This is a genomic window from Streptomyces pinistramenti (genome assembly GCF_020564935.1).
Lineage (GTDB): Bacteria > Actinomycetota > Actinomycetes > Streptomycetales > Streptomycetaceae > Streptomyces > Streptomyces pinistramenti.
On record NZ_JAJCXB010000008.1, the window covers coordinates 44,309 to 56,534 of the forward strand.

The following is a 12,226-nucleotide window of genomic DNA, read 5'->3' on the forward strand; positions in this document are numbered from 1 at the left end:
CGCCCCAACAGCGCCCGGACACCTGCGCATTCCCCACCAGGAACTCCACTCGGAAACCCGGCAGCGGCTCCCCACGGAGTGCCCAGCGCCGGGAGCCGCCTTCACCACGGCCCGCGAGAACGCAGCCTGACGACCCTTCAGGCGATGACGTTCTCCGGCGTATCCAGCCAGACCTGCTCTCCCTCACGGGTGACGCTGATGCCGGCGCGGTCCCGTTCGGGCCGGCCGCGCCGCTCCCACTTGCGGTAGGAGCGTTCCGCCTCGTCCCACAGGTTCCGCGGCCCGTACTGGCCGATCACAAACTCCTGGGCCCCGGGCTCGTAGTCGGCACAGGCCCATGAACTCCGGTCGTCGCCGAGGATCCAGAGCGTCGATTCGCCGCTGTTGTCGTCCGCCTCGGCGAGCAGGTACCACGCGTCCGGCAGGTCGAGGCCGACGAAGAACAGCGCCTCCGCGTCGCCTGCGATGTTCAGTGGCGACAGGGGACTTCGGGTTTCCCGCTCCTCGCCTCGGTGGTGCAGGAAGTCGCTGAGGTAGCCGCGGGCAGGACGGCCGGTGCGGGTGCCCATGAAGGCGGGGTAGCCGCAGAACCGGCCGTGGGCCCGGCCGTCGGCCGTGTCCAGCACGGCGAAGCTGTGCGAGAAGAAGCTGCCGCCCCAGGGCGCCACGATCCGGCCGGCGGGCACCTGCTCCACCCACGCGTAGGGAATCGGGGTGGTGTAGGTCGCGATCAGCCGGTCGTAGGGGGCACCGTCGGGCCTGCCCTGCTCGCCACGGCCGCAGACGATCCGCGGACTCAGGCCGGCGGCACGGCAGTTGGCCCTGGCCGCGGCCACCAGCGCGGGGTCCACGTCGACGGACGTCACGGCGCCGGAGCCGATACGGTGGGCGAGCCAGGCGGCGTTCCAGCCCGTACCGGTGCCCAGTTCCAGGACGCGGTGACCGCTCTCGGCCTGGAGCAGGCCCAGCATCTCCAGCATGATCGTGGGCATCGAACTGGACGAGGTCGGCAGCCGGAACGCGCCCTCGGGGTACTCCTGCCCGTCGTTGACCTGAGTGATCACCGGCACGTCGTCATAGACCGCGGCCAGCCACTCCCCCGGGCGCTCGCTGCGCACGACCGTACGGCCCCGCACCTCGATGGCGTCCGGCAGGAACAGCTCGCGCGGCACGCTCCCCACGGTGTCCGCCCAGCCGGGCGGGATCGAGCCCTTGTCCCCGAGGATCTTCAGCAGGCGTGCCGGTGAGCTCACGTGCTACTTCTTCGGAGGGTCGGGGACCGGCTTGCGCCACTGCCCGTCGCCCTCGCGAGGGGACTGCTGTTTGTCCCCGTCGGAACCGCCCTTGCCGTCTCCGTGCTTGCCCATGAGCCGTTTCCTTCCCCCGGAAATCAACAACGGAAAGTCTGCCGGATGCGCAGCGGCGGCAAAAGCCCGCATCACGCCACCTCTGCGCTCCCTCACCGCGCCGACGGCTGCCGTCCGGGCCCGCCCCGGTTCGGATGGCGGCCGCGTCCGTGCACGTTGACGCCGTGCCGTGGCACCCGCCAGGAAGCCGGGCGCCCCCGCAACCTCCTCCGTACCGGCCGGAATCCGGACCCCACGAAGGAGTGATCCGTGAACCGTCCACAGGCTGCGGTTCGGGCCTCGGGCGCCCCGTTCTACGGATCGGGGAGGAAGCCGCGGTAGCTCAAGTCCGCGTGCGCCCAGGTCACTCGGGCGTCGATCAGCCGGGTGAGGGTGTAGCGCACGGGGGTGAAGCCGTGCCCGCGCCAGAAGGCGTCGCCCACCGGGTTCGCCGATGTCCACTCCGTGCCGCATGTCTCGAAGCCGTGCGCGGCGGCCCAGTCCGTCATCCCGGCAAGCAGCGCGGTGCCGGTCCCCCGGGACCGTGCGGACGCGGTCACCACGGCGATGCCGATCGTCGCCGTCGCGCGGAAGCGGGCGTCGGGACCGGCCTGCGTCATCCCGGTGAGGTGCCCGTGCTCCTCGGCCACCAGGAGCAGTTGGCGGTCCTCGGTGAGGGCTTGCCGGAAGCCGTCATGGATCGCCCGGAGGTCAATGAGCGCGGGGCGGAGCATGGGCGGTTGCGCGTGGAACTTCTGCGACTCCAGGGTGAGTTCGGCGAGGTCCTCGGGTCGTGCGGGGCGTACTCGGGCGGCCCGTGCGGTGGCGGGCGGCGGCTGCGGGGGCCGGATGCCCTTGATCTGGTCGATGCCGAAGCCGAGTTCGGTCAGGCAGTCGGTGACGTCGCGGTGGCCGGCCGCGACGAGGACGGTGTGCTCGAATCTGCCGGCGGCGACGAGGTGGCCGGACAGGGCCGCGTACAGGGCGCGGTAGGTCTGCCGCCGGCCGGTGGGCGCGGCGGCGTGCTGGTGGATGCGTATCCGCGCGCGCTGGTCTCCCGGGGGCCCGGTCAGGGCGGCCGCCAGGTAGCCGACGAGTCGGCCGTCCCGGACGGCGGCGACGGCCGGTCCTGCGTCCAGGACCGCGTCCACGAGGCGCCTGGCCACCTCCACGTCGGCCAGGTCGAGCGCACCAGCGCCCTGCGCTTGCCTGTGCCCGCCGGCCAGCAGCGCCGCGGCCGGCTCCGTGAAACGGCTCTCGAACGGGACGACTTCCAGGTCCATCCGGCCTCCGGGGAGAACCGGCCCGGCAGGGACAGAAGGAAGGCTCTCGCGAGCCGGGCCGTTTCGGCAGGGCCGGCATGGGCCCCGGTGGCGGCCCGTGTGTGTCGTACCGCCACCGGGAGGGCGGGTGGTCAGCCGAGGGTCTTGGACCACTCGTCGATGGTGACGGCATCGGCCTGCCGGGGGAACACCTTCGCGGTGAGGAGCTGGTGGACTTCGGGGTCGGGGTCGTAGCAGGCGTCGGTCAGGACGGTGAGCCGGTAGTCGAGGTCGGCGGCCTGGCGCAGGGTGGACAGGACGACGCCGCTGGTGGCGATGCCGGTCAGGACGAGGTGGTCGATGCCGCGGGACCGGAGGACGAGTTCCAGGTCGCTGCCGCTGAACGCGCTGACCCGCCTCTTGGTGACGACGGTCTCCTCGGGGCGGGGCGTGAGGTCGGGGTGGATGGCGGCGCCGGGGTCGTCCGCGGTGAACGCGCCGGTCGGCAGGGCGCCGAAGGACTTGTTCCGGGGGTGGGCCTCGGGGTGGCCCGCGCGGAATCCGATGACGACGTGCAGGACCGGGATGCCGGCTTCGCGGGCGGCGGCGACGGCTCCGGCGAGCCGCGGCAGATAGCCGGGGTCGTCGACGCGGCTCACGATGGCGTTCTGGACGTCCATCACGAGCAGGGCGGTGTTGTGGTGCGTCATGTTGCGTGGCCTTTCGGGTGTTGGTCGTTGGTGCCGTTGGTGAGGTTGTCGGTGGCAGCGGCTCAGGGGGTCGGCGTTCCGGGTCCGACGCGGTTCAGTGAGCGGTCCGCGACGGTGATCGCCAGGAAGAGGACGCCGATGGCGAGCAGGAACCAGGCCAGGTGGTGCAGGCCGTTGGTGTCGGCGCGCTCGGAGAAGAAGACGCCGTTGGCGCTGGAGGCGACCATCGCTCCGAGGTAGGTGAAGGTGCGCAGCAGGCCCGCGCAGGATGCCATCCGTTCGGGGTCGGCCTGGTGGTAGACGGCGTTCTGCAGGGCAAGGCTGTTCAGGCCCTGCGGGATGCCGGAGACGAGCGCGACGGCGATCAGCAGCCAGACCGCGGTGTCGGGGTGGAACAGCAGCAGCATGCCGCAGGCGGCGATCTGGGCGAGGGCCCCGACGAGGAGCTTGCCGCGGATCTCCGTGCGGCGGCCGGTGGTGGTCGAGACGAGGATCCCGGTCACGAACAGTGGCAGTTGCGCGAGTCCGGCCTGGGACGCGGTCAGTCCGCGGCCTTCCTCCAGCCATTGCGTGTAGCCGTAGAGGAAGGCGTAGGACACGGAGTAGGCGAGGAGGGTGCGGGCGTAGGTGGTCAGCAGGGGGAGGTTGCCGGCGAGCACTCGCAGGTCGATGAACGGGTCGGGCGCGCGCAGTTCGCGCAGGGTGAAGCCGGCTGCCGCCACGGCCGTGATGACCGGGAGGTACCAGTGGGCGGCCGACAGGGACATCAGGAACAGCAGCAGTGACACCAGCATCGCGGCGAAGAGCGCCATGCCCGCCAGGTCGAGACCGGCCGCCGGCCGCTCGTTTCCGCCGCGCCCGCGCGGGGGTGTCTTCGGCAGGCGCAGGATGCCCAGCAGCAGACCGGCCGCCGCCAGCGGGATGTTGACGGCCAGGGTGGTGCGCCATCCGCCGAGGCCGATGAGCAGTCCGCCCAGGGTGGGGCCGATGACGGCGATGGTCTGGCCGGCGACCGCGAGCAGGGTGAGGATCCCGGCCGGGCTGTCGTGGCCGGTGCGCCTGGCCTCGCTGCGGATGAGGAACATCGCGGCCGGGTAGCCGGCGCACGTACCGAATCCGAGCAGCACCCGCGCGGCGATCAGGACTCCCAGATGTGGGGCAAGTGCGCCGACCAGGCCCGCGATTCCCGCCAGGGACGTGCCGATGAGGAAGAGGCGGCGGGGGCCGTAGAGGTCGATGAGCCGCCCGATGACGGGCTGGCCGATGGCGGTGGCCAGGTAGAGGGCGGAGACCAGCCAGGCCGTCTGCGCCGGCGGCGCCCCGAACGCGGCACCGATGGGCACCAACGACACCGAGATGATCGAGGAGTTGACCGGGTTCAGCACCGAGCCGAGGATCATCGGCGCGAGCAGTCTGCGGTCGAATTCGCCCTGGTCCTTTGTCCTGGTGCCGGGGCGGAGCGCGCGGACGAGCCGGGTGGTTTTCGGCGTCATGGGTGCGTGAGCCTTTCCAGCAGGGCCAGCGCCTCGATGAGCTTCTGCCGCTCGTCCTCCGTGTAGCGGTCCTGGAGGGCACGGGCCAGCCATTCCTCGCCCGTCCGCCGTTTGTCGTCCAGGAACGCGCGGCCGGATTCGCCGAGCGAGAGCAGTGTCCGCCGGCCGTCGTCGGGGTCGGGGCGTCGTTCGATCAGTCCGTGTGCGTCGAGGGCGGCGAGTGTGGCCGCCATGGACTGCGGGCGGACCCGTTCCGCGGCCGCCAGGTCGCTGGTCGACAGGGGCCCCGACTTGTCCAGCCGGCTGAGCGCGGAGGTCTGCGAGGGGGTGAGCCCCTCGGTGTCGTACGTCTCCTTCAGCCTCCGCCGCAGCCGGCTGAACACCACCCGCACCTCGCCGGCCGCCTGTACGGCCGATGCGGACATGCCGTCAAAGGTCTCCGTCATGGCTCCACCATAGATAGACAGTCCAGCCTGCACAATTTGATCTGTGAAAGTTGAGTTGAATACTTCGTGGCGATGATCTTTGGGGCAGTCGGCGAGGGTGCGAAGGGGCAGCATCTTCAAGATCGTTTGAAGTGGACCGCCGGTGGATGTGATGCTGAAACCGGGGCGAATTCTGCCGAGTTGCACAGCGGCCGGGCAGGTCCCGCAGGCATGACCGAGTCAGGAGCGGAACGTGGATCAGGGCCTCGTGGACGAGAGGCAGGAGCGGGACGGCGCCGGGGAGGCGCCCGGTTCACGGGGCCTGGAAGGCCGTACGGCACTGCGGTGCGCGGACGGACCGGCCGTCGTCAGCTTCCTGGCCGGGGAATGGCGCGGGCATCCCCGTGCCACCTCGGTCCGGGTCGAGGCGGGGACACCCGGGGAGGCCGCCGCCCTGCTGCTGCGGGAATTGCCGGACTGGCTGGTGGTCACCGATGACAGCCTGGCCGCCGAGCTGGCCGCTGCGGGGGCCACGGTCCAGCGGCGGGCACACCGTTACGGCTGGGACCTGTCCCTGAACCCTCCCGACCCGGCGTGGCTGCACCCCCCGCTCGCCCTGCGGCCGGCCGCGGAGACACCGGTGGACAGCCTGCGTGAGCTGTGGCTCGCCGCGTACGCGCACGGCCATCCCGACCGGGCGCGCTACGAGCGGGCGGAGGACGGCCTCGCGGTTCTCGCGAGCCTGTGGCAAGGGGAACTGCTGGGCCCGGTACTGCCGTTCAGCGCCGTGGTCGTGGATGATCAGGGCCCTGCCGCGGCGCTGGCCGTCCATGCCCTGGAGTCGCCGTGGATCACCCAGATCTTCCGTGATCCGGCACCGCGCGGACGGGGTCTCGGGTCGGCCCTGATCCGGTACGCACTCGCCGCGGCGGCCACGAACGGGCTGCACCGCCTGGGCGCATCGGTCACCACGGACAACGTCAGGTCCGGCCGGATGTTCACTCGCGTCGGCTTCCGCCGCCTCGGCGACAGCGTCGACCTGAGACTCCCCGCCGCCCCCGAACACCCCGCGTACCCCACCTGATTGATGAGAGCGCTATGTCTTCCCCCACACTCCTGATCACCGACGGCCCCGGCGGCCCCACCCCGCCCTGGTACCTGCCCCGGCTCTGCCCCCACTACGACGTCCACGTGCTCTGGCACCACGGCCCCGACCCTGCCGTGAACGAACAGCGCAGGCGCACCTTCGACGCGTGGTGCACCCACACCGTCGTCCCCGAAGGCGCCGAACTCACCGACTTCACCGTGGAGTACGCCAAGCAGCACGCGGCGGACGGCATCGTGGCGTTCAGCGAGATACCGGTCGTCGCGGCGCACACCGCGGCCGCGGCGCTGAGCCTGCCGGGCAATCCGCCCGAGTCGCTGCCCGCCTTGCGGAACAAGCTCCAGCAGCGGGCCAGGCTCCAGGCCGCCGGCGTGCCCGTCCCCCGGTTCGCCGAGGTGCGCACGGCGGAGGAATTCCGGCGGGCCCGGCGGGAGGTCGGTCTCCCCGCGGTGCTCAAACCGGTCGTCGGAGCGGGCAGCATGGCCACCCACGCGGTCGACACGGACGACGAAGCGGACGGGATCTGGGCGCGGGCCTGCGAGGCGTACCTCAACGACCCGCGCGGCGGCACCCGCCCCGCGTTCATCCTGGAGCAGCGCCTGATCGGCTCGTCGTGGTACCCGGACCCGCGGTACGGCGACCACATCAGCGTCGAATCCCTCGTGCGCCGTGGGGAGATCACCCATCTCGCGGTGACCGACAAGTTCCCGCTGTCGCCGCCCTTCCGGGAGAACGGCGGGATGCTCCCCTCGGTTCTGCCGCCGGACCGGATCCAGGAGATCGAGGCGTGCGCGACGGCGGCCGTCAGGGCGCTCGGGCTCACCAACTCCGCAGTCCACACCGAGTTCAAGCTCACCGGCGCGGGACCGATGGTGATAGAGGTGAACTGCCGGATCGGCGGCGGAGCGGCCGAAATGCTGCACCACAGCGCCGGATACGACTTCGTCCAGGCCACCGCGGCGGTGGCGACCGGCGGTCCGCTGCCCGTAGCCCCCGAACCGCACCGCTACGCCGGCCGCTTGATACCGCAGCCGCCGGACCACGCCGTCGTCCTCACCCGCGTGCCCTCCGCCCCCGAGGTGCTGGCCGTCTCCGGCGCTCAGGAGGTCGTCCTGCCGCACAGGGTTGGCGCCCGCCTCTCCCCGGAACGGGGCAGCACCAATTACCTGGCCGCCGCCATCGCGGTGGCCGACCACCCCGAGAACCTGCTCGACTGCTTCGACCGGCTGACCGCGCCGGGCCTGTTCACCTTCGACCGGTCCGAGGAGCGGGCAGCGGGCTGACCGCGCGGCCGGGAGGCGGAACGGGGGACGAAACAGCGGGCGAAACGGGGGCCGTCGACGGGACCGACGGCCCCCGTTCATATCGTGCCGTCCACCGGCCGCTCATCGGCGGGACCGCCACCGACGTTACCGGCACGGCCACGGTCGCCCGCGAACGAGCGCAGCAGGGACAGGCCGTCGGCGCCGGGGCTGCCCGGCTCGGCGGAGTAGACGAAGAGCTGCTGACCCGGTGCGCTGGTGATGGTGAACGCCTCGTAGTGCAGCCGCATCTCGCCGACGTCCGGGTGCCACAGCCGCTTGTCCTCGCTGGTCCTGGGCCGCACCTCGTAGCGGGACCACAGCGACACGAAGGCCGGGCTGTGCAGCGAGACGTCCCCGATGATCTCGGCGACGCGCCGGTCACCGGGAAAGGGCGCGGACAGGGCGCGGAGGGTGCTGACCGCGCCGCGCGCCGCCTGGTCCCAGTCGCGGAAGAAGCGGCGGGCGAACGGGTCGAGGAAGGTCATCCGCAGCAAATTGTCGAACTGCGCGAACCCGCTGTACAGCTGCTCCGCGACCGGATTGGCGGCGAGGACGTCCAGCGCGGGGCTGAGGACGCAGGCCGGCACGTCCAGGAAGTGGTCCAGCAGGCGCAGCAGTTCCGTGCTGACGGTCGGCTCGGCGGCGGCCGCGGCTCCGGACGGCGCCGGATTGGCCAGCCGGAAGAGATGTTCGGCGGCGGCCGCCTCCAGGCGCAGGGCCCGCGCGACGGCGTCCAGGACCTGGTGCGAGGGATGCCGTTCCCTGCCCTGTTCGAGCCGGGTGTAGTAGTCGGTGCTGACGCCCGCCAGCAACGCGACCTCCTCGCGCCGCAGCCCCTTCACCCGGCGGACGGTGTACGACCGCAGCCCCATGTCCTCGGGTGCGAGCAGATCACGGCGTGCCCGCAGAAAGTCGCCCAGCGCATTCTCCCTCGTCATGGCTCCAGGTTAGCCAACCGCCCGCCGCGGCAGCCTGGGTGTACTGCACCCCGGCTGACGGGCCGGATGAGGTTCCCGGGGTCGTTACGTTGGCTGAGCCGGGCGGCCGAAGCGCCACCGGCCATCGGTCAGTTGGGCCCGGCGGCAAGCGCGGGCCGCATCTCACAAGGAGGCATTCCATGTCCGAGCAGGCACACGCACCGGTGGCGGTCACCGGCGTCACCGGAGCCCTCGGCAGCCGCATCGCCGCCGGGCTCGCCCGCCACGGCGTCCCCCAACTGCTCATCGGCCGCCGCCCCGGACAGCTGCCCGAGCTGCCCGGAGCCGAGCGGCGCGGCCCGGCCGCCTACGCCGACGCCCCTGCCATGCGCACCGCACTCGAAGGCGCCTCGACCCTCATCCTGGTCTCGGGCCATCCGACGGGACGGCGGCTGGAGGAGCACGCCACCGCCGTCGACGCCGCGCTCGCGGTCGGCGTGACCCGCGTCCTGTACGTGTCCCTGGTGGGAGCCGCGCCCGACGCCACGTACCGCAACGCCCGCGACCACTGGCTGACCGAGCGGTTCCTGGCCGGCACCGGCGCCCGCCACACCATCTTCCGGGCCGGCTTCTACGCGGCGACCCCGGCAGCCCTCGCCGACGAGGAACTCGTCGTGCGCGGCCCCGGTGGCGACGGGCGGGCCGCCTTCGTCACCCACGACGACCTCGCCGCCGTCATCGAGAAGGTCGCCCTCGACAACGGTCCCAACTCCCCTTACGACGGGGCGACCTTGGACGTCACCGGGCCGCAGGCCCTGACCCTCCACGAGGTCACGGCCCGCATCGCCGCCGCGACCGGCCGGCCCTACCGCTACCAGCCCGAGACCTTGGACGAGGCATTCGCGCGACGATGGCGGCAGGGCACGAGCGGCGAGCAGATGGAGAGCTGGATCTCGTGGTACCGGGCCATCGCCAACGGCGAGCTGTCGACGGTCACCGACACCGTGCCCCGGCTGACCGGCTCCCCCGCGTCCGACGCCTCGGCCGCCGGCTGGTGGCCCGCACCCAACACGGCCTGGTGAGGCCGCCGCACCGGCAGGCGGGGCTCCCGGCCTGCCGGTGTCAGAGGCTCTCGCCCAAGCGCTCGATCAGCGGCGCCGCCGCTCGCAGCGTCTCCAGTTCGGAGACCGTGAACTGCTCGCCCAGGGCCTTCGCCAGCTGCTGAGCCCGAGCGTCCCGCTTGTGCCGCAGTATCTCCACCCCGGCCTCGGTCACGGACATGATGACCCGCCGGCCGTCATGCGGATCGGGGCGGCGCTCGACGAAGCCGCGCTCCTCCAGGGCGCTCAGGGTGGTTCCCATGGCCTGGGACGTGATCTGCTCGGCCCTCGCCAGCTCGGCCGCCGTGTTCGGGCCGCCCCGGTCCAGCCGCGCCAGCGCCGAGCGTTCCGGCAACGACAGGTCGCCGGGCGCCTGGAGGTGACGGATCCGCCGGGCGAGCAAACCGATGCCTCCGTAGAGCCCTGCGGCCAGGTCATCGATGTCCGGGGTCTGCGCCATGATCCCGACCCTAAATTGCCCCCTCCAGACAGTCAATCTGGGCTGATGACCTCGGCCGGACCCCTGCCGGAGCGCGGCACGGCACGGCGATACCGGCGCACCGGCTTGGCGATTCGGGCACCCGCGAGCGGCGGGAGCGCCAAGGCCGCCGCTCACGAGCGGCCCGCATTCGGGTCAGCCGCGGAGGAACGCGAGGATGGGTTCGGTCCGGCCGAAGATCGCGTGACCCACCTCGGGCAGGACGTTGACGCGCGCGTGCGGGACGCACTCGCGCACGCGCCGGGCGGTGGCCGCGGAGTCGAACATGGCGTCGCGGCCGCCGACGGTCACCAGCACGGGCGCGGCAAGCCGGCGCAACGCCTCGTCGGGGAACGCGGGAAGCCGCTCCGTGCGCGGCCTGAAGTGCTTGAAGGTCAGCACGACATGATCGATGACGGGTTCGGCTTCCGGCCCCTCCAGCCCCACAACGGCACGTATCGACCTGCGCGCCCCCCAACGTCCGAACGGGCTCAGGAGCAGGGCCTTGACCAGAACACCCATCTTCTGCCGCCCCAGACCACCGGGGCACAGGAGCGCCAGCCGCGTCACCCGCTCCGGCCTGCGGATGGCGTAGTCCAGCGCCACCCAGCCGCCGAGGGAGACCCCGACGACCGAGGCGCTCGCGATCCCCAGCCCCTCCAGCACCTCGTCCAGCCACCGCGCGTGGGCGTCGGAGTCCAAGGGCGGACGGGCGGACGCGCTGAGGCCCGGCTCACCGATGAGGTCGATGGCGTAGGTGCGGAAGTGCCGCGACCAGGAGGCGACATCGTCCCACCAGGCGGTGGTGTTGGCGCCCGAGCCGTGCAGCAGGAGGAGGGGCGGCGCGCCCTTCGGACCGGAGGCGACGACGAAGGTCTCGCCCTCGCCGGTCGGCACCCGCACCTGCTCGGACGGGACCGGCCAGGCGTGCAGCGCCTCCCGGTACCGCCGCCGGATCTCGCTCGCGCCCGCCTCGGACTTGTAGATCGCATTCATGACGCGAGCACGCCTTCCATGTAGTCGAGCAGCCGGGCGGTGTCGCCGAGGCCGCCCAGAACGATGACCTTCATCCGTGCCCTCTCCTTGTCGTAGGCCGTCTCGATCCGCAGCCGCGCGTCACCCGGGCGCCGGTGGGCGGCCGCACTCATCAGGAGGGTGGTCAGGCGGTGGGCCATATCGGCACCGACCGCGTCGATCTCCACGATGCTCGACACCTCGGAATGCCGCGGCCCCTCGGCGGTTTCGCCGGTGCCCGAGGGCACCGGGCGGCCGGTGAACGCCTCCAGATCCTCGTGCGCGATGCGGTACTGCTTGCCGATACGGACGGCGGGGAGCCGTCCGTCCCGCACGTAGTTGCGGATGGTGCGGACATGCAGGCCGAGGTGCTCGGCGACTTGTTCCACAGAGTAGAAGTGATCACTCATGAAAGTACTCTATTTTCCTCTAACCGAGGAAGCAATAGGGAAGTTTACGGAACGATGGATGATGGAGGCGGTTGAGGGAATGGGGGAGGCAAGTGGGTGCAGGGGCGGGGCGGTAGCGGCAGACACTTGGGCGCGGGTCAGCGGCGGAAGCGTGCCTCCACTCCCCGCACATGCAAGGCGGCGAGCACCTCGGCCGCCCCGTCGGCGTGGAGCACGACCTGCGGCGCGTGTTCGGTGAGTGGAGGCAGGCGAGGGCGGGGAAGTCGAGCAGCGGTGCCACGCTCGGACTGTCGAACCTGGAGATCCGCAGGTCCAGCCGCGTCAGCGCGGGCAGCCCGGCCAGGCCCAACAGGTCGCGCAGCGTTACCGATTGACCCTTGAGCGACTCCAGGGACGTATCGCCCACCAGGAAGTCGAAGTCCGGCCGGTTTCACCCTCGGCTACCGCTTCACCCTCGGTTGCCGCGTTACTCATGGTTGCGGCACTGCTCATGGTTGCGGCACTGCTCATGGTTGCGGCCGGAAAGGTCGTCATGACATCGCAGCGTAGGACGTGGGTCCGACAACCGGCCTCGGACGGCAGCTCCCTGACGGCCTGTCTGCACGCCCTCATCCAGGTGCCACGAAGTCCGGGCGACGGCACAGTACCGACCCGGCCCAGTC

13 protein-coding genes are annotated in these 12,226 nt (G+C 71.8%); 4 read left to right on the forward strand and 9 right to left on the reverse strand.

Features of this window, described 5'->3' with window-relative positions; all coding sequences use genetic code 11:
• Positions 1-137: 137 nt before the first annotated feature.
• From LIU39_RS08210 to LIU39_RS08230, 5 genes are all read right to left on the reverse strand, one after another.
• On the reverse strand, positions 138-1,253 hold the full coding sequence (locus LIU39_RS08210; RefSeq protein ID WP_227045913.1) for a methyltransferase domain-containing protein: 1,116 nt from the start codon (positions 1,251-1,253) through the stop codon (positions 138-140).
• Between the two features lie 407 nt (positions 1,254-1,660).
• The gene (locus LIU39_RS08215) at positions 1,661-2,629 is read right to left on the reverse strand and encodes a GNAT family N-acetyltransferase (protein ID WP_227045914.1); all 969 of its coding nucleotides are present in this window, start codon (positions 2,627-2,629) and stop codon (positions 1,661-1,663) included.
• 131 nt (positions 2,630-2,760) lie between these two features.
• The gene (locus LIU39_RS08220) at positions 2,761-3,318 is read right to left on the reverse strand and encodes a cysteine hydrolase family protein (RefSeq protein ID WP_227045915.1); all 558 of its coding nucleotides are present in this window, start codon (positions 3,316-3,318) and stop codon (positions 2,761-2,763) included.
• A gap of 62 nt (positions 3,319-3,380) precedes the next feature.
• Positions 3,381-4,811, reverse strand: a complete 1,431-nt coding sequence (locus tag LIU39_RS08225) for an MFS transporter (RefSeq protein WP_227045916.1) — start codon at positions 4,809-4,811, stop codon at positions 3,381-3,383.
• Positions 4,808-5,257: a MarR family winged helix-turn-helix transcriptional regulator gene (locus tag LIU39_RS08230; RefSeq protein ID WP_227045917.1), complete on the reverse strand. Its 450-nt coding sequence runs from the start codon at positions 5,255-5,257 to the stop codon at positions 4,808-4,810. The genes LIU39_RS08225 and LIU39_RS08230 overlap by 4 nt, the downstream gene beginning before the upstream one ends.
• A gap of 232 nt (positions 5,258-5,489) precedes the next feature.
• On the opposite strand from LIU39_RS08230, the gene LIU39_RS08235 reads away from it, so the two are divergent.
• On the forward strand, positions 5,490-6,320 hold the full coding sequence (locus LIU39_RS08235; protein WP_227045918.1) for a GNAT family N-acetyltransferase: 831 nt from the start codon (positions 5,490-5,492) through the stop codon (positions 6,318-6,320).
• A gap of 14 nt (positions 6,321-6,334) precedes the next feature.
• Complete coding sequence (locus LIU39_RS08240; protein WP_227045919.1) at positions 6,335-7,624, forward strand: ATP-grasp domain-containing protein; 1,290 nt, start codon at positions 6,335-6,337, stop codon at positions 7,622-7,624.
• Positions 7,625-7,701: 77 nt separating this feature from the next.
• On the opposite strand, the gene LIU39_RS08245 is transcribed toward LIU39_RS08240, so the two are convergent.
• Entirely contained in the window at positions 7,702-8,583 is an 882-nt protein-coding gene (locus tag LIU39_RS08245) for a helix-turn-helix domain-containing protein (RefSeq protein WP_227045920.1), read from the reverse strand.
• 179 nt (positions 8,584-8,762) lie between these two features.
• Between LIU39_RS08245 and LIU39_RS08250 the strand changes: the two genes are divergently transcribed.
• A complete protein-coding gene (locus LIU39_RS08250; protein WP_227045921.1) occupies positions 8,763-9,644 on the forward strand; it encodes an NAD(P)H-binding protein in 882 nt (293 codons plus the stop codon).
• A 40-nt stretch (positions 9,645-9,684) separates the two neighbouring features.
• Here LIU39_RS08250 and LIU39_RS08255 read toward each other — a convergent pair whose 3' ends face one another.
• From LIU39_RS08255 to LIU39_RS08265, 3 genes are all read right to left on the reverse strand, one after another.
• Positions 9,685-10,122 (reverse strand): MarR family winged helix-turn-helix transcriptional regulator, encoded by a 438-nt coding sequence (locus LIU39_RS08255; RefSeq protein ID WP_227045922.1) that lies wholly within the window; start codon positions 10,120-10,122, stop codon positions 9,685-9,687.
• 174 nt (positions 10,123-10,296) lie between these two features.
• Positions 10,297-11,136: an alpha/beta fold hydrolase gene (locus tag LIU39_RS08260; RefSeq protein ID WP_227045923.1), complete on the reverse strand. Its 840-nt coding sequence runs from the start codon at positions 11,134-11,136 to the stop codon at positions 10,297-10,299.
• Complete coding sequence (locus LIU39_RS08265; RefSeq protein WP_227045924.1) at positions 11,133-11,564, reverse strand: helix-turn-helix domain-containing protein; 432 nt, start codon at positions 11,562-11,564, stop codon at positions 11,133-11,135. The genes LIU39_RS08260 and LIU39_RS08265 overlap by 4 nt, the downstream gene beginning before the upstream one ends.
• A gap of 170 nt (positions 11,565-11,734) precedes the next feature.
• Between LIU39_RS08265 and LIU39_RS08270 the strand changes: the two genes are divergently transcribed.
• Positions 11,735-11,938, forward strand: a complete 204-nt coding sequence (locus LIU39_RS08270) for a hypothetical protein (protein ID WP_227045925.1) — start codon at positions 11,735-11,737, stop codon at positions 11,936-11,938.
• The last annotated feature ends 288 nt before the right edge of the window (positions 11,939-12,226 follow it).

Coding starts and splice junctions, on each gene's coding strand:
- LIU39_RS08270 (WP_227045925.1), top strand. CDS start 11,735: ATGCAAGGCGGCGAGCACCTCGGCCGCCCCGTCGGCGTGGAGCACGAC.
- LIU39_RS08260 (WP_227045923.1), bottom strand. CDS start 11,136: ATGAATGCGATCTACAAGTCCGAGGCGGGCGCGAGCGAGATCCGGCGG.
- LIU39_RS08230 (WP_227045917.1), bottom strand. CDS start 5,257: ATGACGGAGACCTTTGACGGCATGTCCGCATCGGCCGTACAGGCGGCC.
- LIU39_RS08265 (WP_227045924.1), bottom strand. CDS start 11,564: ATGAGTGATCACTTCTACTCTGTGGAACAAGTCGCCGAGCACCTCGGC.
- LIU39_RS08245 (WP_227045920.1), bottom strand. CDS start 8,583: ATGACGAGGGAGAATGCGCTGGGCGACTTTCTGCGGGCACGCCGTGAT.
- LIU39_RS08255 (WP_227045922.1), bottom strand. CDS start 10,122: ATGGCGCAGACCCCGGACATCGATGACCTGGCCGCAGGGCTCTACGGA.
- LIU39_RS08215 (WP_227045914.1), bottom strand. CDS start 2,629: ATGGACCTGGAAGTCGTCCCGTTCGAGAGCCGTTTCACGGAGCCGGCC.
- LIU39_RS08240 (WP_227045919.1), top strand. CDS start 6,335: ATGTCTTCCCCCACACTCCTGATCACCGACGGCCCCGGCGGCCCCACC.
- LIU39_RS08220 (WP_227045915.1), bottom strand. CDS start 3,318: ATGACGCACCACAACACCGCCCTGCTCGTGATGGACGTCCAGAACGCC.
- LIU39_RS08250 (WP_227045921.1), top strand. CDS start 8,763: ATGTCCGAGCAGGCACACGCACCGGTGGCGGTCACCGGCGTCACCGGA.
- LIU39_RS08225 (WP_227045916.1), bottom strand. CDS start 4,811: ATGACGCCGAAAACCACCCGGCTCGTCCGCGCGCTCCGCCCCGGCACC.